Source organism: Flavobacterium sp., assembly GCF_046296355.1.
Classification (GTDB): domain Bacteria; phylum Bacteroidota; class Bacteroidia; order Flavobacteriales; family Flavobacteriaceae; genus Flavobacterium.
On record NZ_JBKBLM010000001.1, the window covers coordinates 21,930 to 47,198 of the forward strand.

Genomic DNA, 25,269 nt, shown 5'->3' on the forward strand with positions numbered 1-25,269 from the left:
AACAATGAACTTAAAAGTAATCGCTTTCGATGCCGATGACACTTTGTTTGTCAACGAACCGTATTTTCAGGAAACGGAAGAAAAATTCTGTGCTTTAATGAGCGATTATTTGTCGCATCAAGGTTTGTCACAGGAATTATTCAAAACCGAGATTGCCAATTTAGAACTATACGGTTACGGAATCAAAGGCTATATTCTTTCGATGATTGAAGCGGCGATGAAAATTTCCAACAATACCATTTCCATCGAAACCATTGAAAAGATTACCGAATACGGAAAAGAATTGCTTCAAAAACCTATCGAATTATTAGATGGCGTTGAAGAAACTTTGGCGGCTTTGAACGGTAAATATAAGTTGGTTGTCGCGACTAAAGGCGATTTATTGGACCAAAGAAGAAAATTACACAACTCAGGTTTGGGCCATTATTTTCACCATATTGAAGTGATGTCGGACAAAAAAGAGAAGGATTATGAAGACTTGTTAAAACGATTGGAAATCATGGCTGACGAATTTTTTATGATTGGCAATTCTTTGAAATCAGATGTTTTACCGGTTTTGAACATTGGCGGTTATGCCGTTCATATTCCGTTTCATACGACTTGGGAACATGAAAAAATCAGTCACAAAGTGGAACATCCAAACTTTACCGCTTTAGAAAGAATTACTGAAGTACTGCCCATTTTATTGAAATAAATTGAAACATAAATTAAACCTCGATACTTGGAACCGAAAAGAGCATTTTCTTTTTTTTAAGCAAATGGAAGTACCCTTTTTTGGCATAACAACCCGAGTGGATTGTACCAAAGCCTATGCAAAAGCTAAGGAATTGGGCATTTCTTTTTTTACTTATTATTTGCACAAAACCTTAGTTGCTGTCAATGCCGTAGAGAATTTTCGTTACCGAATTATTGACAATGAAGTTTATATTTTTGACCAAATTGATGCTTCGGCAACGATTTTGCGGGAAGACAAAACCTTTGGATTTTCTTTAATGGAATACAACAAACACTTAAACACCTTTGCAGAAATCACCCGAAAAGAAATCGCCAGAATTCAAACCACTACCGGTTTAATTACCCGTGATTTTGAGATTAATTTAATTCATTTTTCGGCTGTGCCTTGGGTTGATTTTACTTCCTATTCCCATGCAAGAAGTTTTAGCTGGCCGGACAGTTGTCCTAAGGTTTCCTATGGCAAAATGGTTGAGGAAAACGGCAAAAAATCTATGGCAATTTCAGTTCACGTACATCACGGACTAGTTGATGGTTTCCACGTTGGCCAATTTTTAACTTTACTTCAAGAGTTGTTAAACGATTAATTTTTTAACTTTACCAAAAAAGAAAATTATGCTACAAATTAATATCGAAAAAGCGTTAAACAACCAAATTCGCATTGAGGCGGAATCATCACAAATTTATCTATCAATGGCTTGCTGGGCTGAAGTTCAAGGACTTGAAGGTGTTGCCCAATTTATGTTTGCCCAATCAGATGAAGAACGTCAGCACATGTTGAAGTTAGTTAAATATGTAAATGAAAGAGGTTCGAATGCGGCGATTACTGAATTAAAAGCACCCAAAACAAAATTCGGAACATTCAAAGAAATGTTTGAAGAATTGTACCAACACGAGTTGTTTGTTTCCAACTCAATCAACGAATTGGTTCACATCACTTTAGGTGAAAAAGATTATGCTACGCACAATTTCTTGCAATGGTATGTGGCTGAGCAAATAGAAGAAGAAGCACAGGCCAAAACCATTTTAGACAAAATCAATTTGATTGGTGAAGACCGTGGTGGTTTGTATTTGTTTGACCGCGACATTCAACAATTGGTAGTTACCAGTTCGGTTTCTTTGAATACAAAACCGTAAACAGGTTTAGTCCGTACTTATTATAAATGTAGCAAGGTGAGCAAGAAAGAAAAAAATAAGACTAAAGACAAGGAAAAAAAGCATAAAAAACTACTCCTTAAAACCCATAAGATAGCCGAAAACTGTAAGTCGGAATGTTGTGAAAAATTCAAAAAAGCTGAAGACAAACGATGCAAAAGGTGTCCGATGTTTGATTTGCTGAAAAAACTAAATAAAGTAAAAAGCCTTCACTAGTTGAAGTTTTTTGTTTAATCAAAGTAGGTCCAGTTAGAACCATCACTAATGACTATTACACTTCTTCTGTTGCCTTCCCACATGTAAATTTCAGCACTTCCGGTAGTAGAGCCTTTTGGAAATAACAGTCCGGCGGCAGAAGTTAACTTGGCTGTTATGGTATTATTAATATTTCTAATGATATAAACTCTTCCCGGATAAGTTACCGGATTGGGCAATTGAAATTCTTGATCTGTCGCTTGTGGATTAATAGAAATATAAACGCCATCATTGATTAGCGTGGCCGAACCACTTCCGGTAAGTGTAACCGTTTTAAGCGATAAATTTCCATTAATGTCTAGGGTACTCAATGGTTGGTCTGTATTAATTCCAACTTGGGCAAAACCAAAATTGACAGCGCAAGTGGCTGTAATTAAAATCAATATAAATTTTAATTTTTGCATGGTTTTGGTTGGATTTGACAATTAAATATAATTAAATAATCCAACCAAAAGCCAGTTTTGTTTTTATATTCTCAACGAAAACGTTTTCGTGTTGACAACTTTATATTTTTTGAGTTAAATTATTACGAAATCAGAAATCAAAAGCGGCAAAGTTCCCACTTTGCCGCTTTCTATCCAAAACCTAATTTAAAGTGCATTAAGCACCGCCAAAATATCCTCTCCATACTTTTCTGTTCTGGCTTTGCCAAAGCCATGAACTTGTTCTAAATCTTCCAACGTTTGTGGATTGGATTTTGCCACCGCAATTAAATGGGAATTGTGACAGATTCTAAAAGAAGACCAATCTAATTTTTGGGCCAAATCGTTTCTCCATAATCTTAAAGCGTTGAAAATTTTAGTTTCTTGAGGCGACAATTCCTCTTCCGAAATCTTATTCTCGGGTTTTGGACTCTTCACCGTTTTTGGCGAATAAAACACTACTGCAGACCAGTAATCTGCTGAACCGGTTGTTACGAAATTGGTGGAAGTTAATTTGACTTCTACGCTATCCAAAAAGGCATTCATCTTGACCTGATCGTCTTGGCAAAACTCCTTTGCCAAACGAATATTAAATACTTTGATGTTCATGTCAGTTGTTATTTTAATGTGACAACCCGTCGAAATTCCCCATTCCGAATATTTCAGAATGAGGAATTCAAAGGGAACGCATTTATTTACCTAACAACAAAAGGTCATTGACAACCACTTCAGTAACGTAACGTTTGGTGCCGTCTTTGTCGTCATAACTTCTGTGGGTTAATTTACCGTCGATGGCAATTTCTTTGCCTTTGGTGACATACTTTTCGATGATTTCGGCAGTTTTGCCCCAAGCGACTACTTTGTGCCATTCGGTGTTTTCTACTTTTTCACCTTTGTCGTTGGTGTAATAATCGTTAGTAGCAATCGTGATGTTGGCTACTTTTTTTCCTCCATCGAAGGTTTTTACTTCCGGTTCTTGTCCTACATGACCGATTAACTGTACTCTGTTTTTCATTGCATTCATGGCGTTTAAAATTTAAATGTTATTGTTTTTTGAATTACTCTTGTCAGCTAACCGTTGTTGGTTTTCGACGAGGCAAAGTTGTGATAGTTTAGAAAAGATAGTCGGTTTCTTACCGTTTACTTTCGGTTGTAATTATTTGTAACCGTTTGTAAATGGAAATTAATTTGTCTACCTTTATCAAAATTAGCGTTTTATGCAAACTGAAATAAACAAAGTTGAGCTACGAAATTTACGTATCGAAGATTATAAAGAATTAAAAAAATCCATGATGGAAGCTTACAAAGAGCTGGATAATGCCTATTGGAAAGAACATCATATCAACAAACTTTTGACTATATTCCCCGAAGGTCAATTGGTGATTTTGGTTGATGGTAAAGTGGTCGGTTCTGCACTTTCGTTAATTGTAAATGAGGATACAGCCATAAGAAATCACAATTACGCTGACATTACGGGAAATTACACTTTTTCAACACACGATTCTTTGGGTGATGTGTTGTATGGCATTGATGTTTTCATTCATCCAAAATACAGGGGTTTACGTTTGGGTCGTCGATTGTATGACACCCGAAAAGAATTGTGCGAACAATTAAACCTGAAAGCCATTATGTTTGCTGGCCGAATTCCGAATTATACCAAATACTCTGACGAGATTACGCCAAAAATATACATTGATAAAGTAAGACAAAAAGAAATTTATGACCCTGTACTTTCCTTTCAACTAAGCAATGACTTTCACGTAATCAAAATAATGCAAAATTATCTTGAAGGAGACAAGAGTTCTAAGGAATTTGCCGTTTTACTAGAGTGGAACAACATTTATTATGATAAAAGTCCAAAACTAATCAATACCCGAAAAAGTGTTGTTCGAATTGGTTTAGTACAATGGCAAATGCGTCCGCTAGCCAATTTGGAAGCGCTTTTTGAACAATCAGAATTTTTTATCGATGTTGTTTCAGGTTACGGAAGTGATTTTGCGCTTTTCCCGGAGCTTTTTATTGCGCCTTTAATGGCCGATTTTAATCATTTATCAGAAGCAGATGCCATCCGAGAAATAGCCAATTACAGTGAACCGATTCGCAAAAGATTTCAAGAACTGGCCATTTCATACAACATTAACATCATTACGGGAAGCATGCCTTATCTGGAAGATGGTGTTCTGTACAATGTTGGCTTTTTGTGCAAAAGAGATGGAACTTATGAAATGTATACCAAAATTCATATCACGCCAAACGAAGTGCAATATTGGGGGATGAAAGGCGGATCAGAAATCAAAACCTTTGATACCGACTGTGGAAAAATTGGCATCATGATTTGTTATGATGTGGAGTTTCCCGAATTATCTCGATTAATGTCAGACCAAGGCATGGAGATTTTATTTGTTCCATTCCTTACCGATACTCAAAATGGCTATACACGTGTAAAACTTTGTGCCCAAGCCCGAGCTATTGAAAACGAATGTTATGTGGCCATCGCAGGATGCGTTGGAAATTTACCGAAAGTAAACAACATGGACATCCAATATGCACAAACAGCCGTTTTTACGCCCTCTGATTTTGCCTTTCCAAGCAATGGCGTTAAAGCAGAAGCGACTCCCAATACAGAAATGACCTTAATTGTTGATGTTGACTTGGATTTACTAAAAAAACTGCACGAACATGGGAGCGTTAGAATTCTGAAAGACCGAAGACACGATTTGTATCAGATTAAAAAATTGAAATAATGTTCCCTTAAAAGAATTCTTATGGACAAAACCTGTTTAGAATGTGGCGATAAGATTGTAGGTCGCGAGGACAAAAAGTTCTGCAGCGATGGTTGTCGTAATGCCTACAACAACAAAATCAACAAAGACAGCACGAATTACATGCGGAACACCAACAACAAGTTGCGCAAAAATTACCGAATTCTTTCGGAGTTGAATGTGGAAGGCAAGACAAAAACAACCAAGACTAAACTGTTAAGTAAGGGTTTCGACTTTGACTATTTGACCAATATCTTGAATACCAAAACCGGAAATACGTACTTTTTTGTATATGACCAAGGTTATATGCCATTAGAACATGATTTTTATGTATTGGTTAAAAAAGATATTTAGTAAATTTACCAAGTGCAAGAGGAGAAATATAGCTTGAATTTGTATTTCTTATTCCGTACAAACAACTGGCCAAGAATGAAAAACAACCAACCATCACTGCTGAGCTTTCTCTTTTTAGTAGCTGTTATTTCAGGCGTATTTTACTTTATGATGCCACAAGGCTACGACGAAACCGAAGCGCCACTTTCCGAATTTTCTACAACAAGAGCTTTGCAAACCGTTAAGGCAATGAGTGTAAAACCACATTATGTTGGTTCTAAGAACCATGAAGTGGTTGCCCAATATTTGCTAAAAGAATTGCGAAATCTAGGTTTAGAAACATCTTTGCAAGAAGGTTTTTCGATGACCGAAAAAGGCACTTTGGTGAAGTCGAAAAATATTTTGGCCAAAATTAAAGGAACTGCCAATACAAAATCTTTAGTATTACTTTCCCATTATGACAGTGCACCACATTCGTTTTCGCATGGCGCGAGTGATGATGCTTCCGGAGTCGCGACTATTATTGAAAGTGTTCGGTCTTTTCTGCACAACAAAAACCCACACAAAAACGATATTATAATTCTTTTTAGTGATGCGGAAGAATTGGGATTAAATGGCGCTGCACTTTTTGTAACGCAACATAAATGGGCAAAAGAAGTCGGTTTAGTTTTAAATTTTGAAGCCCGCGGTTCTTCCGGACCGAGTTATATGTTGATGGAAACCAATGAAGGCAATGCCAAAATGGTCGAGGCTTTCAGCAATGGCAAGGCGCAATATCCGGTTTCGAATTCGTTGATGTACAGCATTTATAAAATGTTGCCGAATGATACTGATTTAACGGTTTTTAGAGAAGAAGGGAAAATTCAAGGGTTCAATTTTGCCTTTATCGATAGTCATTTCAATTACCATACTTCGCAGGATAAATTTGAACATTTAGATCCAAAAACGCTGGCACATCAAGGAACGTATTTGGTTCCGTTGCTCAAATATTTTGCGAATGCCGATTTGAAAAACCTGAATTCCACCGATGACAAAGTCTATTTCAGTGTTCCTTTTGGATTTTTGAGTTATCCTTTTGGGTGGATTTTACCGATGGTTATTATCGGATTTGGATTGGTTTTGTTGTTCCTATTTATCGGAATGGGCAAGCATGTGTTGCGTATGGATGAAGTTATTAAAGGCTTTATTCCGCTTTTGGGTTCATTGATTACCGCCGGTTTGGTGACTTATGTCGGTTGGAAATTGTTCCTGAATTTCTATCCCGAATACCAAGACCTACTTCACGGATTTACTTATAACGGTCACGATTATATTTATGCTTTTGTGAGTTTGTCCTTGTCGATTTGTTTTTTGTTTTACCAAAACAACGGCAAACGCAATCCCGAAATGAATCAAATGATTGCACCGTTATTCATTTGGCTACTCATAAATATTGGCATTGCTTTACAATTACCCGGAGCAGGATTTTTGATAATTCCGGTGCTTTCTAGCGCTTTAATGTTGGGAGTTTTTGTGTTGACACAAAAGTCAAACTGGTTTGTCAATTGCTTGTTGTCAATTCCGACACTAATCATCATTGTCCCTTTTGTCCAAATGTTTCCGGTTGGTTTAGGATTGAAAATGATGTATGGTAGTGCCATTTTAACTGTTTTAGCTTTTACTTTATTGTTGCCTGTTTTTGGTTCGTTTCCACGAAAAGGCATTTGGTCCTTGGTTTTCTTTTTAGTTTCGATTGGATTATTCATCAAAGCGCATCAAGGTTCGGGCTATACTTATGGCAAAGCCAAACCGAACAGCTTGGTTTATATTTTAGATGCCGATAAAAACAAAGCGTATTGGGCGACTTACGATATCAATTTAGACGAATGGACAAAAAGTTATTTAGGCGAAAATCCGAAAAGTGGTGAGGCATTAAACACCAATAAATTATACAGCAAATACGGTTCTCAATATACTTTTATGGCATCGGCGCCAATCAAAAATATAACCGAACCAACGATTGAATTCCTGCGCGATACTGTGCAAGGCAACCAACGTTTGTACCGAATCAGAATCACACCCAATCGAAAAGTAAACCGTTATGATATTTTCAATAATAATAGTTTAACCGTGAATAATTTCAGGGCAAATGGAGTGAAATCGATTGATTTTAAGAGCAATATTTCGAGCAAAATCGGGGGCAAACTGTTGACCTATTATGTGGTTGATAATCTTCCTTTGGAATTGAATTTCTCTATTCCTGCCAATCAAAAACTGGATTTGAGCTTGGTCGAAAGTTCGTTTGATTTGATGAGCAATCCGTTGTTTGGCATTACCCCAAGAAAAGCCTGGATGATTCCGACGCCTTTTGTTTTAAACGATGCGGTGATTATTCGCCAAAAAATAAAAGCTTCACCACCGCAAGAAAACAATCCGAAACCTTATCCGATTGGATCATCAACGCAAAGAGATAGTTTAATAGTTGCAGCTGACAGTTTACGATAATGAAAAACATCAGCATTTTAGGTTGCGGTTGGTTGGGTTTGCCTTTGGCCAAATCATTAATAGCGAAAAGGTTTTCCGTAAAAGGCTCGACAACTTCTTTGGAGAAAGTTTCCGTGTTGCAAAACGCCGGAATTGATGCTTTCCAAATTGCTTTATCGGAAAAAGAAATTAGCGGAGAAATGGATTCTTTTCTATCCAATTCCGAAATCTTAATCATTGATATTCCGCCTAAATTAAGAGGCAATGCATCTGAAAATTTTGTAGCCAAAATAAAAACGCTCCTTCCCTTTATAGAAAAATCAGGCATTCAAAGAATAATCTTTGTGAGTTCGACTTCGGTTTATACCGATGAAAATTCTATCGTCACAGAAGAATCAATACCTCAACCCGATACCGAAAGCGGCAAACAATTATTGGAAGCTGAGCAAATTTTACAAAGTAATTCCAACTTTAAAACAACCATCGTTCGTTTCGGCGGATTGATTGGCGAAGACCGACATCCGATTCGTTTTTTAGCCGGAAGACAAGACATTGAAAACCCGGAAGCACCAATCAACCTGATTCATCAAATAGATTGTATCGGAATCATTGAAAGTATTATTGAACAAGATTTTTTTGGCGAAACCTTTAATGCTGTAACGCCATTTCACCCAACCCGAAAAGACTACTACACTCAAAAAGCAGCAGCATTAGGATTATCATTGCCGGAGTTTAACGAAAGCAAACGTTCTGTTGGTAAAACGATTTTAAGTGATAAAATCGCAACCGTTTTGGGTTACACCTTTCAAAACAAAACCTTATGAATACTAATGACCTTATTGGAACCATCGGGGTTGGATTAATCCTTCTCGCCTATTTTTTAAACATCTTTTCTTGGATTAAAAAAGAGGGGATTTTGTTTTATATTATGAATATAGTTGGTGCGAGTATTGCCTGTTTTGCTTCTGTACTAATCAGCTTTTGGCCTTTTATAATTCTCGAAGGCACTTGGGCTATAGTGAGCGTAATCGGCTTAATGAAAAGCATAAAAAAACCCCAAGCTTAACTTGAGGTTTTAATTTTTATTACCAGATTTTCACCCTTTTACTCGGTTCAAGATACATACCGTCTCCAGGTTTGATGTCGAATGTTTTGTGGAAAGTTTCCAAATTTAATAACGGCACATAAGCCCTGTACATTCCCGGTGTGTGCGGGTCAGTTTTCACTTGGTTTTTTATGGCTTCGTCACGCATTTTGCTTCTCCAAATAGTAGCCCAAGAAATAAACAAACGTTGTTCAGGCGTGTAGCCGTCAATTAATCCGGGATTACCGTTATCGCTTAAATACAATTGCAAACCATCGTAAGCGGCATTGATTCCACCTAAGTCTCCAATATTTTCGCCCAAGGTAAACTTTCCGTCTACTTTAATTCCGGGTAGTGGCTCCAAAGCCGAATATTGATTGGCCAAATCAGTTCCTAAGGTTGTAAACTGTTTTAAATCTTCCTCAGTCCACCAATTTACTAAGTTACCCTCGGCATTATATCTTGACCCTGAATCATCAAATCCGTGTGAAATCTCATGTCCGATAACCGCTCCTATACCACCATAATTTACAGCTTCATCTGCTTTATAATCATAAAATGGCGGTTGTAAAATTGCTGCCGGAAACACTATCTCATTGTTTGACGGATTGTAGTAAGCATTTACCGTTTGTGGTGACATACCCCATTCGGTTTTGTCTACCGGTTTGCCCAACTTGTCAATGTTTCTTTTAAAATTCCAATTGGAAATGCTCATGGCATTGTCGAAATACGTTGCGCCTTCAGCCGGACTTTTAATAGTTAACGCCGAATAATCTTTCCATTTGTCCGGATAACCAATTTTGATGGTCATGCCGTTTAATTTTTCAATAGCTTTTTCTTTGGTTTCCGGAGACATCCAAGTTAAGTTGTTGATGCGTTTTTCATAGGCCATAATCACGTATTTGATCATTTCCGTAGCTTTTTGTTTGGCTTCTTCCGGGAACATTTTTTCAACATACAACTTCCCTAATGCTTCTCCTGTCGCACCATTAACTACCTGAAGTGCTCTTTCGTTTAAAGGTCTTTGCTTGATGGCTCCGCTCAGTGTTTTGCTGTAAAACTCCCAATTGGCTTTTTCAATGGTTGTCGACAATTTATTAGCGGCATCATTCAATAAAGTCCATCTCATGTAGGCTTTCCAATCCTCAACTTTGTTATTTGTGAAAATTTTCTGCAAGTACTCCATATATCTTGGTTGTGACACAATAACCGAATCTACTTTAGGCAATCCTATTCCGGCAATGTAACCTTCCCAATTAATGTCCGGAGTCAATTTTTGCAAATCGGCAACAGTCATTGGGTTGTAAGTTTTTCTTCGGTCTCTTCTTTCGACTCTGTCTAATCTTGGACTTGACATTTCAATTTCAAGTGCTAATATTTTTTTGGCATTATCTTTAGCTGTTTCCGGCTTTTCTCCGAGTAAAACCAACATGCGTGCTACGTGGGCAACATATTTATCTCTTTTCTCTCTTGAATCCGCGTCATCAGAAACATAATAATCTCTATCCTGTAATCCTAAGGAACCCGGACCAACATTGACCACATTTCTGTTGCTGTTTTTAGCATCGGTTCCAACACCAACACCAAAAAAACCAATGCCTCCTTTTGGCGCCATTTCAATCATTAATTTCTGTAAATCGGCTATGTTTTTTACAGCGTTAATTTTGGCTAAATAAGGTTTTAACGGATCAATGCCTGCTTTATTTCGGGCTACCGTGTCCATAATTGACTTGTAAAGATTGATGGCTTTCCCTTGGTCGGTGTTGGATTTATAAGCAGGATTTTTAGCGGCTTCATTCAGAATGGCCAACGCATCCGTATCCGTTTTTTGACGCAATTCATCAAAACTTCCCCAACGGGTTCTATCGGCAGGAATTTCGGTATTTTTTACCCAAGTCCCATTAACAAAATTGAAGAAATCATCGTTAGGTCTGACTGATTTATCCATCAAGAACAAATTAATTCCGGGTTTCATCTCTTGCGCATTGATTTGTAAAACACCCGCCAATAAAACGGTTACGAGTAATGCTTTTGATATGGTATTCTTTTTCATAAAGAGTGAAATTTTGTTAGTTTATACAAATTTATCGATTATCAATTTAGAAATTGATTTTTAACAAAAATATAAGTCTTGATTAGCCCTGAAAAGTTACTGTGGTTGACTTAGCTTTTGTATTTTTGCCAAAAAAAGAATGCTTGCCTTTATAAAAAAATACAGAATCTTTATTGGAACTTTCGTCATCTTTTCCATCATAACGGTTTCACTTTTTTACAATGTTTTAAAACCCGAAAAAACGCTTCCTATTTACAATCCGGCGGATGTGAATCCGGAATTAGTAGACAGCACGGTGCAATATATTGAAAAATACCATAAAATAGCTGACTTTTCTTTTACCAATCAAAACGGCGAAACCATTACCCAAAAAGACTATGAAGGCAAAATTTATGTAGCCGATTTTTTCTTTACCACTTGCGGGTCCATTTGTCCGGTGATGAGTAAAAATATGATTGAGATACAAAAGGCTTTTCTGAACAATCCAAAAGTCATGATTTTATCTCATTCCGTAACCCCTGAAATTGACAGTGTTCCGGTTTTGAAAAAATATGCTGTAAAAGAAGGTGTTGTTGATGCTAAATGGAACTTGGTTACCGGTGACAAAAAAGCCATTTACAGCATGGCCCGAAAATCCTATTTGGCAGTAAAATTAGGCAAGCCGAAAGAACTTTACGACATGGTACATACCGAAAATTTTGTCCTTGTGGATGCCGAAAGACATGTTCGAGGTTTTTATGATGGCACCAAAAAGGAAGAAGTTCAAAAACTAATTGAAGATATTAAGTGGTTATTGGAAGACGATAAAAATTAGTTAAACTGACAATTATCATTCGATTTTCTTTTTTTATGCCTACTTTTGTAATCTTAATTCAATCTAAATAAGCATTGAAAACCACCGTTGATTTATTAAAAATTGGAGACAAAGCGATAATCACTTACGTTGATTTGGATAAAATCCCGCTAAAACTTTTAGAGATGGGCTGTTTACCAAACAATGACATAGAAATTATTCAGATTGCACCGCTTGGCGATCCGATTTACATCAATGTAAACAACGGTTCTCATTTGGCGATAAGAAAAGAAACCGCTCATGAGATTGAAGTCGAAATCCGTGAGAAATAATCAAAAATGAGCATCCAACACATCAACGTAGCGCTTATTGGAAACCCAAATACCGGAAAAACTTCGGTGTTCAATCAACTCACCGGATTGAACCAACAAGTGGGCAATTATCCCGGAATTACCGTTGAAAAAAAACTCGGATTCTGCAAATTACCCAACAATATCAAAGCCAATATTCTTGATTTACCGGGAACTTACAGTTTAAATGCGAGCTCAATTGATGAAAACGTAGTAATCGAATTATTACTCAACAAAAACGACAAACTTTTCCCTGATGTTGCCATAGTGGTGACCGATGTAGAGAATCTGAAAAGAAATCTTTTACTGTTTACCCAAATCAAGGATTTAGAAATTCCAACTATTTTGGTCATCAACATGTCTGACCGAATGAAACCGAAAGGAATTACGCTAGACATACCTTATTTGGAACAACAATTAAAAACCAAAATCGTCTTAGTCAGCACTCGAAAAGGCGTTGGTATAGACGAACTCAAAAACACGATTGTCGATTATAAAAATCTTTCCACAGAACCTTGCTTGAATGCTTCGAGCATTGATGCGGACTATTTTGACAAACTTCGAAATGCTTTTCCCAATCAGTTATTGTATAAACTTTGGTTGGTGATTACTCAGGATGTCAATTTCTTGAATTTGGAGCGAAAAGAAATCCAAAGTTCCTTCGCCAAATCGCATTCCGACTTAAAACGGTTACAACAAAAAGAAACCATAAAACGCTACCAATTTATCAATGACACGTTGAAAATCGGTCAGCAAATTGACACGGCAAATGCTTCTGATTTGCGGTCTAAATTGGACAAAATTTTAACGCATAAAATTTTTGGTTACGCAATTTTCTTTGGGATTTTATTGCTGATTTTCCAATCTATTTTTGATTGGTCGAGCATTCCTATGGAATTTATTGACAGCTCTTTTGCCAATTTGGCCAATTATGCTAAAAACAATCTTCCTGCGGGTGAATTTACCAATCTAATCAGCGAAGGCATCATTCCCGGAATTGGCGGTATTGTAATTTTCATTCCGCAAATTGCTTTTCTATTCCTATTTATTTCTGTCTTAGAAGAAAGCGGTTATATGAGTCGAGTAGTCTTTTTGATGGACAAAATTATGCGTCGTTACGGCTTGTCGGGCAAAAGTGTGGTGCCGTTAATTTCGGGTACCGCTTGTGCTATTCCGGCGATTATGAGTGCGCGAAATATTGAAAACTGGAAAGAACGATTGATTACCATTTTGGTCACTCCATTCATTACTTGTTCGGCGCGCTTACCGGTTTATGCAATTTTAATCGCCTTAATTATTCCCGAAAAAAGATTGTTTGGTATTTTCAGTTTACAAGGTGCCACTTTGATGGTCTTGTATCTTTTAGGTTTCGGAATGGCGATTTTCTCGGCTTATCTTTTGAATAAAATATTAAAACTGAAAGCCAAATCGTATTTTGTTGTAGAAATGCCAAACTACAAATTACCCTTATTTAAAAACGTGGCAATTAACGTAATTGAAAAAACCAAAGCTTTTGTTTTTGGTGCCGGAAAAATCATCTTGGCCTTATCGATTATTTTGTGGTTTTTAGGCTCACACGGACCAAAAAAAGGATTTGACAATGCCGAAAGTTTAGTCATCAAAAAAGTTAAAACAGAAAACAGACTTGATGATTTAGAATACCTAAACGACCAAATCAGTTCGCACAAACTCGAGAATTCATATATCGGAATTATGGGAAAATCTATAGAGCCTGTAATTAGACCTTTGGGTTATGATTGGAAAATAGGAATTGCTGTCGTAAGTTCGTTTGCGGCTCGTGAAGTTTTCGTAGGAACCTTGGCCACGATTTACAGCGTTGGAAGTCACGGCGATGAAGAAACCACCATCAAAAACCGCATGAATGCTGAAGTTCATCCTGATGGCAGAAAGGTTTTCAACTTTGCTACCGGAGTTTCCTTATTGCTTTTTTATGCATTCGCGATGCAATGTATCAGTACTTTGGCGATTGTCAAAAAAGAGACTAACAGTTGGAAATGGCCCATAATCCAATTGGTATTTATGAGTGGCTTTGCTTATCTAACCGCGCTGATAGCGTACCAATTTTTGAAATAAATGAATATTCAGGAAATACTGGTTTATGTGGCATTGGGAATCGCCATAGGTTTTTTGGCCAAAAAATTTATTGGCAAAAAGAAGGCCAAAAAAGGTTGTGACAAAGACGATTGTGGTTGTCACTAACCCAAAGCTACATCCAAAGTCATCATCACGATAAATCCTCCTATAAATCCCAAGGTGGCAATGTCTGTATTTTTATCTTGCTGTGTCTCCGGAATCACTTCTTCTACTACTACAAATATCATCGCACCTGCGGCAAAAGCTAGCGCATAAGGTAAAATTGGTATAAAAAAGATAACGGCTACTGCGCCTAAAACTCCGGCAATCGGTTCTACAATAGCGGATGATTGTCCGTACATAAAACTTTTCCAACGGCTCATGCCCATTCGGCGCAAAGGCATAGAAACCGCGATTCCTTCAGGGAAATTTTGAATTCCAATTCCAATCGCTAAAGTAACAGCTCCTGCAATTGAAGCTTCCGGAATTCCCGCAGCTACTCCACCAAAAAGTACTCCAACCGCTAATCCCTCTGGAATATTGTGCAAAGTGATGGCTAAAACCAATAAGGTTGTTCGCTGCCAAGGCGATTTTATCCCTTCCGTTTCTTTGAAGTTTATGTGCAAATGCGGTAGAATTTTATCCAAACCAAAAATGAATAATGCCCCCAATAAAAAGCCAACCGAAGCCGGAATAACTTTCACAAAACCTTCCCCTTCACTCATTTCAATGGCTGGCGCCAACAAACTCCAAAAACTCGCCGCCACCATCACACCGCCTGTAAAACCAAGCATTCCATCAAGTACTACACGATTCATATTCTTAAAAAAGAACACAAACGAAGCACCAAGCGCTGTTAAAAACCAAGTGAACATAGTGGCATAAAAAGCGGCCAAAACCGGGTCAATACTTTCAAAATATTCTATTACTGATTGGTACATAATTATTGAACGTATAAGTTATTAGCAATTTTATTGGAGATAATTTTCTCTTGTGAATTGACTTCGACCGTCAAAGTATCATCAAAACTTTCTTTTTCGATTACTTTAAAAGTAGAACCCAAAGCTATTTTTTGTTTGTCTAAATATTTTAAAAACTCCGAAGAAGAATCTTTAACACCGATGCAATAATATTCTCTGTTCAATTCGGCTTCGGAAAGTAATAATTTATTGACTTTTTGAATCACGCCTTTTTCATTCGGAATGGGATCACCATGCGGGTCAAACGCCGGAAATCCTAGAAAAGCGTCTAATTTATTAATCAATGCTTCCGACTTGATGTGTTCCAATTCTTCGGCAATTTCATGCACCTCATCCCAATTAAAAGCCAATTTCTCCACCAAAAAAACTTCCCACAAACGGTGTTTTCTCACAATCATTTTAGCCGAAAGAAAACCATTCTCTGTCAAAGTTACCCCTTGGTACTTTTGGTAGGAAACCAAATCCTTTTCAGAAAGTTTCTTCAACATATCCGTCACCGAAGACGCTTTGGTTTCTAACATTCCGGCGATGGCATTAGTATTTACGCCTTTTGGAGAAACCAACGACAGGTGATAAATAACCTTAATGTAATTTTCTTCGGAAATGGTCATGAGTATAAATTCTGTTGGACAAAAATAAACATAAATTTGATTTAAATAAAATATTTTTTAGTTTTGTCTAAAATATATTTTCATGAAAACAAACTTACTCTTGCCTTTTATACTAATTACAAGTCTTGGCTTTGCTCAAGAAACAGAACCTATTCAAACCGACAGACCGGACCAAACAGAAACTCCTGCCCTAACGCCAAAAGGAATGTTTCAAGTAGAAACGGGTTTCTCATTTCAAAAGAATGATGAAGTAAGTAAGACCAATACTTTGCCTTCAACCCTCTGGAAATATGGCGTGAATGAAAATTTCGAGTTGCGATTAATTACTGAATTTGTTTCCGAAAAATTCGGTATCGAGACGGCTTCGGGATTGAATCCGATTTTAATTGGTTGCAAAATCAGAATTGCAGAAGAGAAAGGATTTTGGCCTAAAACTTCTTTCATTGGTCATATTTCTTTACCAAATGCCGCTTCAACTGACTTCAAAACCGAATTCCATGCCCCAGAATTCCGGTTTGTTATGCAGCACACTTTGTCAAAAAGAATGTCATTCAGCTACAATTTAGGCGCCGAATGGGATGGCTTTTCCGCTGAACCCACTTTCATTTATACCGTAGCGACTGGACTTTCAATCACTGAAAAAATTGGTTCATATATTGAATTTTTTGGTTTTGCTCCTCAAAATGATACCGCAAACCACAGTTTTGACGGCGGTATTACCTATTTGATTAACAACAATTTTATGCTAGATTTGTCTTCGGGAATCGGAATTACCGATAATGCCCCAGAACATTACTTAGCCGTGGGCTTCTCATTCAGACTCTAAATGAAACACTACCATTACATTTTTACCGGCGCAGGTTTATCCGCTTTGATGACGGTTTATGAAATGGTCCTTTCCGGAAAATTCAAAGACAAATCTATTCTTCTGATTGACGAGAATTCCAAAAAAACAAACGATAGAACTTGGTGCTTTTGGGACGATAAAGGTTTATATAATGATATGGCTTCCGCCCAATGGAACGAAGCTTGGTTCAAAAATGACTCTTTTGAAAGACAACTAAATCTAAATCCATACCAATACAAAATGGTGAAAGGATTGGATTTTTACAACAAGGTTTTTGAAGTAATTTCTAAAGAAAAAAACATCACTTTTTTAAACCAAAAAGTGATCAATTTTGAAGAATTAGGACATCGTTGCGAAGTCAAAACTGATTTGGAAAGTTTTACTTGTAACCAAATTTTCAACTCCATTTTCAACCCGGAATTGGTTAAAAACCAAACTAAATATCCTTTTCTGCACCAGCATTTCATCGGTTGGTTTATCAAAAGCAAAGAACCCGTTTTCAATCCGGATTGTGCTACGTTTATGGATTTCTCAGTGGAACAAAAAGGCAACACGCGATTTATGTATGTGTTACCAACTTCAGCGAACGAAGCTTTATTGGAATATACGTTGTTCTCCAAAGATTTATTAGCCAAGGAAGAATACGAAACTGAAATCAAAAACTACATCAATAAATTAGGAATTACGAATTACGAATTATTGGAAAAAGAACAGGGAAATATTCCAATGACGTGTTATCCGTTTTGGCAATACAACTCGAAAAACATCCTCAACATTGGCTCTGCCGGCGGATGGACCAAAGCCAGTACCGGTTATACTTTTAAAAATACGGTTAAAAAATCAAAAGCTTTAGTCCAATTTTTGTCCAAAGAAAACAATTTAACTAAGTTTCATAAAACTGATAAATTTTGGTTTTATGATTTGCTTCTTTTAGATATTTTAGATCAAAAAAACCATTTGGGTTCCACCATCTTTTCTGCTATGTTTGAAAAAGGAAATACCTCCGTAATCTTCAAGTTTTTAGATGAAGAAACCTCTTTTTGGGAAGATTTGCAGGTCATTTGGCGCTGCCCAAAAATGCTGTTTATCAAAGCGCTTTTTAGCAGAATTATTCGGTAATTAAGTCAATCAACAAATGTTAAACTTTATAAAAAGCAATGTTTCTTCAGAAAGTTATCCCTAGTTTTGCTCCATCAAAATAAAAAACATGAACACGATTATTGCTCAATTACATCATCATCATTCTTGCAACCAGGCGAGTTAATGATGTATTGTAGCTAATTCAAAAACATAATTAAAAACCCGTCTGAGTATATCAAGACGGGTTTTTTGTATTTATACACTTCGCGATATACTCAGCTTTTATTCCCAATTAAAAATGAGTACTTTAAAAATTGCAATTCAAAAAAGTGGCCGACTCAGTGAAAAGTCGCTTCAACTGCTCGAAGAATGCGGCATCAAAATTTCCAATGGCGAACGAAAACTCAAAGCCGTTGCCCAAAATTTCCCGGTCGAAATCCTATTCCTGCGCGATGATGACATTCCGCAATACGTAGAACAAGGCGTTGCCGATATTGGCATCTTGGGCGAAAATGAAGTCTGGGAAAAAGGCAAAGAGGTAAAAGTGATTCAGCAATTGGGTTTTGCCGGTTGCCGCATGTCATTGGCCATTCCGAAAGACGAAATCTACACCGACTTAAGTTATTTTCAAGACAAACGAATCGCCACCAGTTATCCTAAAATCCTAATTGATTTTTTTGCCCAAAAGAACATCAATGTTTTTATCGAAGAAATCAGCGGCAGCGTCGAAATTGCCACCAGCATTGGTCTAGCCGATGCCGTATTCGACATTGTCAGCACCGGAAGTACACTTTTAATGAATGGATTAAAAGAAGTCGAAACCGTTACTAAAAGTGAAGCCGTTTTAATTGCCAATCCAAATCTGACACAAGAAACCCAAACCATTCTCAACAAATTGCTGTTCCGAATCCAATCGGTTCGCGAGGGAAAACAGAATAAATACATCTTATTAAATGCACCAAATTCTGCCATCGACAACATCTGTTCTTTGCTTCCCGGAATGAAATCGCCGACCATTTTACCCTTGGTCAACAAAGACTGGAGCAGTTTGCATTCGGTGATTCAAGAAGACGATTATTGGGAAATCATAGAACAACTCAAAAATCTCGGTGCCGAAGGCATTCTCATTATTCCGATAGAAAAAATGATTCGATAATTCAATTCAATAAAACATGAAAACTTATATAAATCCAACTCCCGAACAATGGAATAATTTGGCCAAACGTCAAACCGTAGCGACAGCCGATTTAAACGAAACCGTAAAATCCATTTTTAACGACATCCAAAAAAATGGCTCAACTGCCGTAAAAAAGTATACGAATTATTTCGACGGCATATCGATTGAAAATGTAGCCGTTTCGACAGCGGAAATAGAAAAAGCTGTAGCCGAAATTCCATCTGATTTAAAAAACGCCATCCAAATCGCTTCCGACAACATCAAGCGTTTTCACCAATCTCAAAAGGAAATCCCAACCAAAATCGAAACTACTTCGGGCGTGTTTTGTTGGAGAGAAAGTCGCGCTATCGAAACGGTTGGTATTTACATTCCAGGCGGAACTGCACCACTTTTTTCTACTGTTTTAATGTTGGCGATTCCGGCAAAAATTGCAGGTTGTAAAAACATTGTTTTGTGTTCGCCACCGGACAAAAACGGTAATATCAATCCGGCTATATTGTACGCTGCACAATTAACCGGTGTTACTCAAATGTACAAAGTTGGTGGCATTCAAGCCATCGCGGCAATGACATTAGGAACCGATGAAATTCCGAAAGTGGATAAACTTTTCGGTCCGGGAAATCAATATGTGACTGCGGCCAAACAATACGCACAACAATTAGGTTTAGCTATCGATTTGCCGGCCGGACCAAGTGAGTTATTGGTCATTGCCGATGACACTTGCGATCCTGATTTTGTAGCGTCTGATTTGCTTTCGCAAGCCGAGCACGGTGGCGATAGTCAGGTGATTTTGGTCACCAATTCCGTGGTAATTGTCTCAAAAGTTGGTTCAGCAATCGAAAAACAAAAAGCACTTTTACCACGACAATCGGTTGTAGAAAAAGCACTGGAAAATAGTCGGGCATTGGTTTTTCAAAGTATCCAAACCGGAATCGAATTCAGCAACTTTTACGCACCGGAACATTTGATTTTAGCCCTAGAAGATGCCGAAAACAAAATCAATTTAATTGAAAATGCCGGTTCGGTTTTTATTGGCAATTACAGTTGCGAAAGCGCCGGAGATTACGCTAGCGGTACCAACCACACGTTACCAACCAATCGTTATGCGAAGAATTACAGCGGCGTTTCATTAGACAGTTTTGTCAAGAAAATCACGTTTCAAAAATTGACTTCCAAAGGAATTCAAAATCTTGGTCCAACTATTGAACTCATGGCAGCAGCCGAACAATTAGACGCCCACAAAAACGCAGTTTCCATTCGATTAAAAAAATTACAAAATGGATAATATCAACAATTTAATTCGAAAAAATATTCTTTCGTTGACGCCGTATTCGAGCGCGAGAGATGAGTATAAAAGTAATAAAGGCATCTTTTTGGATGCCAATGAAAATCCATATGGCAACTTAAACCGCTATCCCGATCCTTACCAATGGCGCTTGAAACAAATTTTGAGCAGTCAGAAGAAAGTCGGCCTTGAAAACATTTTAATCGGCAACGGAAGCGACGAAATCATCGATTTAGTCCAACGCGTTTTTTGCGAACCTTCAGCCGATAAAATCATCATCTGTCCGCCAACGTATGGCATGTATGAAGTCTATGCCAACATTAATAATCTGGAAATCATTTCGATTCCGCTTACCGAAGATTTTCAATTGAATACCGAAGCCATTTTAGCGCAAAAAGCTAAAGTTTTGTATTTGTGTTCGCCCAACAATCCAACCGGAAATGCTTTGGAAAATCTCGAGTACATTATTGAAAATTTCAACGGAATTGTCTTTCTGGACGAAGCTTACATCGACTTTAGCGAACAACCTTCTTTGGTTTCCAAAATCAAACAATATCCCAATTTGATTGTGTCACAAACCTTTAGCAAAGCCCGAGGTTTGGCAGCAGTTCGCATCGGAATTGCTTATGCCAATGAAACTATTATTTCGGTAATGAATAAAGTCAAACCACCTTACAATGTGAGTCAGTTGAACCAAGAAGCCGCAGTAAAATCGCTTGCCGATGAAGCTACTTTCAAATCGAATGTACAACTGATAAAATCAGAGCGCGAGTTGCTCGAAGAATCCCTTTTAGCCTTAGATTTTGTAACCAAAATTTATCCGTCTGAAGCCAATTTTTTATTAGTCGAAATGGAAAATGCCACCAACATTTACAACAGTTTAATCGAGCAACAAATCATCACGCGTAACCGAAGTTCGGTAGTTCAAAACACCATTCGAATTACCATTGGAACGCCAAGAGAAAACCAACAATTACTATATGCTTTACAACTAATAACCGTATGAAAAAAGTATTATTTATAGACCGAGACGGCACGTTAATCCTCGAGCCGCCGATTGATTTTCAAGTCGATTCTTTAGAAAAACTCGAGTTTTATCCGCAAGTTTTTCAATACTTATCGCGCATTGCCAAAGAACTCGATTATGAATTGGTCATGGTCACCAACCAAGACGGCATGGGAACGGACTCCTTTCCCGAAAACACTTTTTGGCCGGCCCAAAATAAGATGCTCAAAGCCTTTGAAAACGAAGGGATTCGATTTTCGGATGTGATTATTGATGTATCATTTCCGGAACAAAATTTGCCTACGCGAAAACCCGGAACCGCTTTATTGCAGCAGTTTGTCAAAGGCAATTACGACTTGAAAAACTCATTTGTGATAGGCGATAGAATTACCGATATTCAATTGGCCCAAAATTTAGGCAGTCAGGCGATTTCTATTTCGGCTGAAGCCAATGAACAAGCGGTTTTGACTACTACTTCTTGGGAAACCATTTACCAATTTTTAAAAGCGCAACCTCGCGTGGCACAACTTATTCGAACCACAAAAGAAACCGAAATTTCCGTTGAAATTAATTTGGATGGTAACGGAAAAAGCAACATCAACACCGGTTTAGGCTTTTTTGATCACATGCTCGACCAAATTGCTAAACACGGAAATATCGATTTAAACATCAAAGTCAAAGGCGATTTGTATGTAGACGAACACCACACGATTGAAGATGTTGGGATTGCTTTGGGTGATGTTTTTGCACAGGCTTTAGGTTCCAAAAAAGGCATTAATCGCTATGGCTTTTTGTTGCCAATGGATGATTGTTTATCACAAGTCGCTTTAGATTTTGGCGGTCGTTCCTGGTTGGTTTGGGAAGCCCAATTCAAAAGAGAAAAAATCGGTGAAATGCCTACTGAAATGTTCTCCCACTTTTTCAAATCGTTTTGTGATGGCGCCAAATGTAATCTAAACATCAAAGCAGAAGGCGAAAACGAACACCACATAATAGAATCGATTTTCAAAGCTTTTGCCAAAGCCATAAAAATGGCCATTCAAAAAGACGGCACAAACAACATCCCAAGCACCAAAGGAATCTTATGATAGCGATAGTAAAATACAATGCCGGCAACATCACTTCGGTGAAAAATGCGGTGGAACGATTGGGTTATTCTTGCCTAGTAACCGATGATAAAACCCTTTTGCAACAAGCAAAAAAAGTAATTTTCCCAGGTGTTGGTGAAGCGAGTTCGGCGATGAAATACTTAAAAGAAAAAGGGTTAAACGAAGTGATTAAAAACCTCAAACAACCGGTTTTAGGAATTTGCCTCGGGCAACAATTATTGTGTCAGTTTTCGGAAGAAGGCGACACCAATTGTTTGGGGATTTTTGAAGCTAAAGTAAGGAAATTCGAACCTAAATTAAAAGTGCCGCACATGGGCTGGAACAACATTTCGGGTTTAAATTCAATATTGTATGATGGAATTTCAGCCGAAGAAAACTTCTATTTCGTCCACAGTTATTACGCTGAAATCTGTCAAGAAACCACCGCTGTTTGTGACTATATCGTTCCGTTTAGCGCTTCGATGCAAAAAGATAATTTTTATGCAACCCAATTCCACCCCGAAAAATCTTCGAGTGCAGGCGAACAATTATTACTAAACTTTTTGAAATTATGAGAATCATACCGGCCATAGACCTCATCAACGGCAAATGTGTCCGTTTGACCAAAGGCGATTATGCGACGCAAAAAATCTATAACGAAAATCCGTTGGAAGTCGCTAAATATTTTGAAGACAATGGGATTCAATATTTGCATTTAGTGGATTTGGACGGCGCTAAATCCAACCAAATTATCAACCACAAAGTGCTGTATGAAATCGCTACGAAAACGAATTTGAAAATCGATTTCGGCGGTGGATTAAAACAACGTAAAGACCTCAAAATTGCTTTTGAAAACGGCGCCAATCAAGTTACCGGCGGCAGTATTGCTGCCAAAAATCCAATGGAGTTTTTAGACTGGTTAAACGAATTCGGAAACGATAAAATCATTTTAGGCGCCGATTGTTTGAATCGAAAAATTGCGACTCAGGGTTGGCTGGAAACGTCTGAACTAGATGTTATAGAATACATTTCAAACTATGTTTCCAAAGGTATCTCGACTGTGATTTGTACTGACATTTCAAAAGACGGCATGCTTCAAGGCACATCCAATGAATTGTATATTGATATTTTATCAAAGACCAAAGTGAATCTAATTGCCAGCGGTGGCGTGACCACTGTAGCTGATTTAGAATTGCTGAAAACCATAGGTTGCGAAGGCGCCATCATCGGTAAAGCATTATACGAAGGCACTATTAAAATCGAAAACTTGCGCGAATTATGTTAAAAAAAAGAATCATTCCGTGTTTGGATATTAAAGACGGGCGTGTTGTGAAAGGCATTCAATTTTTGGAACTGAAAGACGCCGGAAATCCGGTGGAATTGGCTTCTTTTTACTCTAAAAACGGCGCTGACGAATTGGTGTTCTTAGACATCAGCGCGACTTTAGAAAAGAGAAAAACCTTGGCCAAAATGGTAACCCAGTTGGCTAAAGAAATCAATATCCCTTTCACCGTTGGCGGCGGCATTCAATCGGTGGAAGATGCTAAATTGTTGTTGCAATCCGGTGCGGATAAAGTCAGTATCAATTCTGCTGCCGTTTTGAATCCGGATTTAATTACTCAAATATCAAATGAATTCGGAAGCCAAAGTTTGGTCGTCGCCATTGATATTAAAAAAATCGAAAATGACTGGTTTGTTTTTATCAAAGGTGGCAGGGAATCGACCGGAATTCCAGCGGTTGATTGGGCCAAAAAAGCAGAAGCACTCGGTGCCGGAGAATTATTAGTTACCTCAATGAACAACGATGGTTCGAAAAACGGCTTTGCTTTAGAAATCACCAATGCCATTAGCGAAGCGGTTTCTATTCCGGTTATTGCTTCCGGTGGCGCAGGAAATGCAGAGGACTTTATCGATTTATTTACCAAAACTGAAGTCAGCGCCGGATTAGCTGCGAGTATATTCCACTTTAACGAAGTGCCGATTGCTACTTTAAAAAACATTTTAAAAACCCAAAACATACCCATCAGATGACCTTAGATTTCTCAAAATATAACGGATTAATTCCAACGATTATTCAAGACAACCAAACGCAACAAGTGTTGATGCTAGGTTACATGAACGAAGAAGCATTCCAAAAAACACAAGAAGAAAAAATTGTGACATTCTTCAGCCGCAGCAAAAACAGGTTGTGGACCAAAGGCGAAACTTCAGGGAATTTTTTAAAAGTTGTTTCTATTAAAGAAGATTGCGACCAAGATGCGTTACTCATTCAAGTCATTCCAAACGGACCAACGTGTCACAACGGAACAACTTCTTGTTTTGCAGAAGAAGCCCAACTTCCGTTTTTAAATCAATTGGAACAAATTATTGAAGATCGAATTAAAACTCAAAATTCCGACTCTTATGTTGCTTCACTCTTCCAAAAAGGACTCAATAAAATTGCTCAAAAAGTAGGTGAAGAAGCAGTCGAATTGGTCATAGAAGCCAAAGACGACAATGCCGATTTGTTTCTTGGCGAAGCGGCTGACTTACTGTTTCATTATTTAATTTTACTCAAAGCAAAAGGCTTTAGCTTGGAAAAAGTAGAAACCATTTTAAAAGACCGAATGAAAAATAAATAAAACCGTTTTAAGACTATCAAACAATAACAAATCTTTATCATTTCTTTAAAAATTACCTTTAAATTTCTCATTATCTTT

Annotated in this window: 28 protein-coding genes; 22 read left to right on the top strand and 6 right to left on the bottom strand. The window is 37.6% G+C overall.

All coding sequences use genetic code 11. From position 1 onward, the window contains the following. Positions 1-4 precede the first annotated feature (4 nt). The 3 genes from ACK4HO_RS00090 to ACK4HO_RS00100 are packed head-to-tail and all read left to right on the top strand — an operon-like array spanning position 5 to position 1,869. Positions 5-694, top strand: coding sequence for an HAD family hydrolase (locus tag ACK4HO_RS00090; RefSeq protein WP_409660802.1), 690 nt, complete (start codon positions 5-7; stop codon positions 692-694). A gap of 1 nt (position 695) precedes the next feature. Further along, entirely contained in the window at positions 696-1,319 is a 624-nt protein-coding gene (locus tag ACK4HO_RS00095) for a CatA-like O-acetyltransferase (RefSeq protein ID WP_409660805.1), read from the top strand. A gap of 28 nt (positions 1,320-1,347) precedes the next feature. Continuing rightward, the gene (locus tag ACK4HO_RS00100) at positions 1,348-1,869 is read left to right on the top strand and encodes a ferritin (RefSeq protein ID WP_409660807.1); all 522 of its coding nucleotides are present in this window, start codon (positions 1,348-1,350) and stop codon (positions 1,867-1,869) included. Between the two features lie 248 nt (positions 1,870-2,117). Here the strand turns inward: ACK4HO_RS00100 and ACK4HO_RS00105 are convergent, their stop codons facing one another. From ACK4HO_RS00105 to ACK4HO_RS00115, 3 genes are all read right to left on the bottom strand, one after another. Next, positions 2,118-2,546, bottom strand: a complete 429-nt coding sequence (locus tag ACK4HO_RS00105; RefSeq protein ID WP_409660810.1) for a hypothetical protein — start codon at positions 2,544-2,546, stop codon at positions 2,118-2,120. Positions 2,547-2,732: 186 nt separating this feature from the next. Then, positions 2,733-3,173, bottom strand: coding sequence for an HRDC domain-containing protein (locus ACK4HO_RS00110; protein ID WP_409660811.1), 441 nt, complete (start codon positions 3,171-3,173; stop codon positions 2,733-2,735). A gap of 82 nt (positions 3,174-3,255) precedes the next feature. After that, the gene (locus ACK4HO_RS00115) at positions 3,256-3,588 is read right to left on the bottom strand and encodes a single-stranded DNA-binding protein (protein ID WP_409660813.1); all 333 of its coding nucleotides are present in this window, start codon (positions 3,586-3,588) and stop codon (positions 3,256-3,258) included. Between the two features lie 193 nt (positions 3,589-3,781). On the opposite strand from ACK4HO_RS00115, the gene ACK4HO_RS00120 reads away from it, so the two are divergent. The 5 genes from ACK4HO_RS00120 to ACK4HO_RS00140 all read left to right on the top strand — a co-directional run bounded on the left by ACK4HO_RS00120 (position 3,782) and on the right by ACK4HO_RS00140 (position 9,188). Then, on the top strand, positions 3,782-5,308 hold the full coding sequence (locus ACK4HO_RS00120; protein ID WP_409660816.1) for a GNAT family N-acetyltransferase: 1,527 nt from the start codon (positions 3,782-3,784) through the stop codon (positions 5,306-5,308). Positions 5,309-5,329: 21 nt separating this feature from the next. Further along, positions 5,330-5,680: a hypothetical protein gene (locus ACK4HO_RS00125; RefSeq protein WP_409660819.1), complete on the top strand. Its 351-nt coding sequence runs from the start codon at positions 5,330-5,332 to the stop codon at positions 5,678-5,680. Between the two features lie 75 nt (positions 5,681-5,755). Next, entirely contained in the window at positions 5,756-8,143 is a 2,388-nt protein-coding gene (locus tag ACK4HO_RS00130) for a M28 family peptidase (protein WP_409660822.1), read from the top strand. Next, positions 8,143-8,946, top strand: coding sequence for an SDR family oxidoreductase (locus tag ACK4HO_RS00135; protein WP_409660825.1), 804 nt, complete (start codon positions 8,143-8,145; stop codon positions 8,944-8,946). The genes ACK4HO_RS00130 and ACK4HO_RS00135 overlap by 1 nt, the downstream gene beginning before the upstream one ends. Then, on the top strand, positions 8,943-9,188 hold the full coding sequence (locus ACK4HO_RS00140; RefSeq protein WP_409660828.1) for a CBU_0592 family membrane protein: 246 nt from the start codon (positions 8,943-8,945) through the stop codon (positions 9,186-9,188). Before ACK4HO_RS00135 ends, ACK4HO_RS00140 begins: the two co-directional genes overlap by 4 nt. Before the next feature lie 19 nt (positions 9,189-9,207). Here ACK4HO_RS00140 and ACK4HO_RS00145 read toward each other — a convergent pair whose 3' ends face one another. Then, a complete protein-coding gene (locus ACK4HO_RS00145) occupies positions 9,208-11,259 on the bottom strand; it encodes a M13 family metallopeptidase (protein ID WP_409660831.1) in 2,052 nt (683 codons plus the stop codon). Between the two features lie 139 nt (positions 11,260-11,398). On the opposite strand from ACK4HO_RS00145, the gene ACK4HO_RS00150 reads away from it, so the two are divergent. The 4 genes from ACK4HO_RS00150 to ACK4HO_RS00165 all read left to right on the top strand — a co-directional run bounded on the left by ACK4HO_RS00150 (position 11,399) and on the right by ACK4HO_RS00165 (position 14,622). After that, positions 11,399-12,073 carry an SCO family protein gene (locus ACK4HO_RS00150; protein ID WP_409660834.1) on the top strand — a complete coding sequence of 225 codons (675 nt, stop codon included), beginning with the start codon at positions 11,399-11,401 and terminating at the stop codon, positions 12,071-12,073. 74 nt (positions 12,074-12,147) lie between these two features. Beyond that, entirely contained in the window at positions 12,148-12,384 is a 237-nt protein-coding gene (locus tag ACK4HO_RS00155; protein WP_409660837.1) for a ferrous iron transport protein A, read from the top strand. Between the two features lie 6 nt (positions 12,385-12,390). Further along, positions 12,391-14,496: a ferrous iron transport protein B gene (feoB, locus tag ACK4HO_RS00160; protein WP_409660840.1), complete on the top strand. Its 2,106-nt coding sequence runs from the start codon at positions 12,391-12,393 to the stop codon at positions 14,494-14,496. Further along, positions 14,497-14,622 carry a FeoB-associated Cys-rich membrane protein gene (locus ACK4HO_RS00165; RefSeq protein WP_409660843.1) on the top strand — a complete coding sequence of 42 codons (126 nt, stop codon included), beginning with the start codon at positions 14,497-14,499 and terminating at the stop codon, positions 14,620-14,622. It begins immediately after the preceding gene. On the opposite strand, the gene ACK4HO_RS00170 is transcribed toward ACK4HO_RS00165, so the two are convergent. Both ACK4HO_RS00170 and ACK4HO_RS00175 read right to left on the bottom strand, forming a co-directional pair. Next, positions 14,619-15,437 carry a ZIP family metal transporter gene (locus ACK4HO_RS00170; RefSeq protein ID WP_409660845.1) on the bottom strand — a complete coding sequence of 273 codons (819 nt, stop codon included), beginning with the start codon at positions 15,435-15,437 and terminating at the stop codon, positions 14,619-14,621. The two genes, ACK4HO_RS00165 and ACK4HO_RS00170, sit on opposite strands and share 4 nt — an antisense overlap. Before the next feature lie 2 nt (positions 15,438-15,439). Beyond that, positions 15,440-16,087: a metal-dependent transcriptional regulator gene (locus ACK4HO_RS00175; RefSeq protein ID WP_409660847.1), complete on the bottom strand. Its 648-nt coding sequence runs from the start codon at positions 16,085-16,087 to the stop codon at positions 15,440-15,442. 82 nt (positions 16,088-16,169) lie between these two features. Between ACK4HO_RS00175 and ACK4HO_RS00180 the strand changes: the two genes are divergently transcribed. The 10 genes from ACK4HO_RS00180 (at position 16,170) to hisIE (ending at position 25,191) form a co-directional block, all read left to right on the top strand. Continuing rightward, entirely contained in the window at positions 16,170-16,913 is a 744-nt protein-coding gene (locus tag ACK4HO_RS00180; RefSeq protein WP_409660849.1) for a transporter, read from the top strand. Then, positions 16,914-18,053, top strand: a complete 1,140-nt coding sequence (locus tag ACK4HO_RS00185) for a lycopene cyclase family protein (RefSeq protein WP_409660851.1) — start codon at positions 16,914-16,916, stop codon at positions 18,051-18,053. A gap of 259 nt (positions 18,054-18,312) precedes the next feature. Beyond that, the gene (hisG, locus tag ACK4HO_RS00190; protein ID WP_409660853.1) at positions 18,313-19,170 is read left to right on the top strand and encodes an ATP phosphoribosyltransferase; all 858 of its coding nucleotides are present in this window, start codon (positions 18,313-18,315) and stop codon (positions 19,168-19,170) included. 16 nt (positions 19,171-19,186) lie between these two features. After that, positions 19,187-20,476 (top strand): histidinol dehydrogenase, encoded by a 1,290-nt coding sequence (gene hisD, locus ACK4HO_RS00195; protein WP_409660855.1) that lies wholly within the window; start codon positions 19,187-19,189, stop codon positions 20,474-20,476. Continuing rightward, positions 20,469-21,482, top strand: coding sequence for a histidinol-phosphate transaminase (gene hisC / locus ACK4HO_RS00200; RefSeq protein ID WP_409660857.1), 1,014 nt, complete (start codon positions 20,469-20,471; stop codon positions 21,480-21,482). Before hisD ends, hisC begins: the two co-directional genes overlap by 8 nt. Further along, positions 21,479-22,570 (top strand): bifunctional histidinol-phosphatase/imidazoleglycerol-phosphate dehydratase HisB, encoded by a 1,092-nt coding sequence (hisB, locus tag ACK4HO_RS00205; RefSeq protein WP_409660860.1) that lies wholly within the window; start codon positions 21,479-21,481, stop codon positions 22,568-22,570. Before hisC ends, hisB begins: the two co-directional genes overlap by 4 nt. Next, positions 22,567-23,145: an imidazole glycerol phosphate synthase subunit HisH gene (gene hisH, locus ACK4HO_RS00210; protein WP_409660862.1), complete on the top strand. Its 579-nt coding sequence runs from the start codon at positions 22,567-22,569 to the stop codon at positions 23,143-23,145. The genes hisB and hisH overlap by 4 nt, the downstream gene beginning before the upstream one ends. Continuing rightward, positions 23,142-23,855, top strand: a complete 714-nt coding sequence (gene hisA, locus ACK4HO_RS00215) for a 1-(5-phosphoribosyl)-5-[(5-phosphoribosylamino)methylideneamino]imidazole-4-carboxamide isomerase (RefSeq protein ID WP_409660865.1) — start codon at positions 23,142-23,144, stop codon at positions 23,853-23,855. Before hisH ends, hisA begins: the two co-directional genes overlap by 4 nt. Further along, positions 23,849-24,601 carry an imidazole glycerol phosphate synthase subunit HisF gene (hisF, locus tag ACK4HO_RS00220; protein ID WP_409660868.1) on the top strand — a complete coding sequence of 251 codons (753 nt, stop codon included), beginning with the start codon at positions 23,849-23,851 and terminating at the stop codon, positions 24,599-24,601. Before hisA ends, hisF begins: the two co-directional genes overlap by 7 nt. Beyond that, entirely contained in the window at positions 24,598-25,191 is a 594-nt protein-coding gene (hisIE, locus tag ACK4HO_RS00225) for a bifunctional phosphoribosyl-AMP cyclohydrolase/phosphoribosyl-ATP diphosphatase HisIE (protein ID WP_409660870.1), read from the top strand. The genes hisF and hisIE overlap by 4 nt, the downstream gene beginning before the upstream one ends. Positions 25,192-25,269 lie beyond the last annotated feature (78 nt).

Coding starts and splice junctions, on each gene's coding strand:
- ACK4HO_RS00185 (WP_409660851.1), top strand. CDS start 16,914: ATGAAACACTACCATTACATTTTTACCGGCGCAGGTTTATCCGCTTTG.
- ACK4HO_RS00150 (WP_409660834.1), top strand. CDS start 11,399: ATGCTTGCCTTTATAAAAAAATACAGAATCTTTATTGGAACTTTCGTC.
- hisF (WP_409660868.1), top strand. CDS start 23,849: ATGTTAAAAAAAAGAATCATTCCGTGTTTGGATATTAAAGACGGGCGT.
- ACK4HO_RS00145 (WP_409660831.1), bottom strand. CDS start 11,259: ATGAAAAAGAATACCATATCAAAAGCATTACTCGTAACCGTTTTATTG.
- ACK4HO_RS00120 (WP_409660816.1), top strand. CDS start 3,782: ATGCAAACTGAAATAAACAAAGTTGAGCTACGAAATTTACGTATCGAA.
- hisH (WP_409660862.1), top strand. CDS start 22,567: ATGATAGCGATAGTAAAATACAATGCCGGCAACATCACTTCGGTGAAA.
- ACK4HO_RS00100 (WP_409660807.1), top strand. CDS start 1,348: ATGCTACAAATTAATATCGAAAAAGCGTTAAACAACCAAATTCGCATT.
- ACK4HO_RS00175 (WP_409660847.1), bottom strand. CDS start 16,087: ATGACCATTTCCGAAGAAAATTACATTAAGGTTATTTATCACCTGTCG.
- ACK4HO_RS00165 (WP_409660843.1), top strand. CDS start 14,497: ATGAATATTCAGGAAATACTGGTTTATGTGGCATTGGGAATCGCCATA.
- ACK4HO_RS00110 (WP_409660811.1), bottom strand. CDS start 3,173: ATGAACATCAAAGTATTTAATATTCGTTTGGCAAAGGAGTTTTGCCAA.
- hisD (WP_409660855.1), top strand. CDS start 19,187: ATGAAAACTTATATAAATCCAACTCCCGAACAATGGAATAATTTGGCC.
- hisG (WP_409660853.1), top strand. CDS start 18,313: ATGAGTACTTTAAAAATTGCAATTCAAAAAAGTGGCCGACTCAGTGAA.
- ACK4HO_RS00140 (WP_409660828.1), top strand. CDS start 8,943: ATGAATACTAATGACCTTATTGGAACCATCGGGGTTGGATTAATCCTT.
- ACK4HO_RS00105 (WP_409660810.1), bottom strand. CDS start 2,546: ATGCAAAAATTAAAATTTATATTGATTTTAATTACAGCCACTTGCGCT.
- hisIE (WP_409660870.1), top strand. CDS start 24,598: ATGACCTTAGATTTCTCAAAATATAACGGATTAATTCCAACGATTATT.
- ACK4HO_RS00130 (WP_409660822.1), top strand. CDS start 5,756: ATGAAAAACAACCAACCATCACTGCTGAGCTTTCTCTTTTTAGTAGCT.
- ACK4HO_RS00115 (WP_409660813.1), bottom strand. CDS start 3,588: ATGAATGCAATGAAAAACAGAGTACAGTTAATCGGTCATGTAGGACAA.
- ACK4HO_RS00125 (WP_409660819.1), top strand. CDS start 5,330: ATGGACAAAACCTGTTTAGAATGTGGCGATAAGATTGTAGGTCGCGAG.
- hisC (WP_409660857.1), top strand. CDS start 20,469: ATGGATAATATCAACAATTTAATTCGAAAAAATATTCTTTCGTTGACG.
- ACK4HO_RS00135 (WP_409660825.1), top strand. CDS start 8,143: ATGAAAAACATCAGCATTTTAGGTTGCGGTTGGTTGGGTTTGCCTTTG.
- feoB (WP_409660840.1), top strand. CDS start 12,391: ATGAGCATCCAACACATCAACGTAGCGCTTATTGGAAACCCAAATACC.
- ACK4HO_RS00180 (WP_409660849.1), top strand. CDS start 16,170: ATGAAAACAAACTTACTCTTGCCTTTTATACTAATTACAAGTCTTGGC.
- ACK4HO_RS00090 (WP_409660802.1), top strand. CDS start 5: ATGAACTTAAAAGTAATCGCTTTCGATGCCGATGACACTTTGTTTGTC.
- ACK4HO_RS00170 (WP_409660845.1), bottom strand. CDS start 15,437: ATGTACCAATCAGTAATAGAATATTTTGAAAGTATTGACCCGGTTTTG.
- hisB (WP_409660860.1), top strand. CDS start 21,479: ATGAAAAAAGTATTATTTATAGACCGAGACGGCACGTTAATCCTCGAG.
- hisA (WP_409660865.1), top strand. CDS start 23,142: ATGAGAATCATACCGGCCATAGACCTCATCAACGGCAAATGTGTCCGT.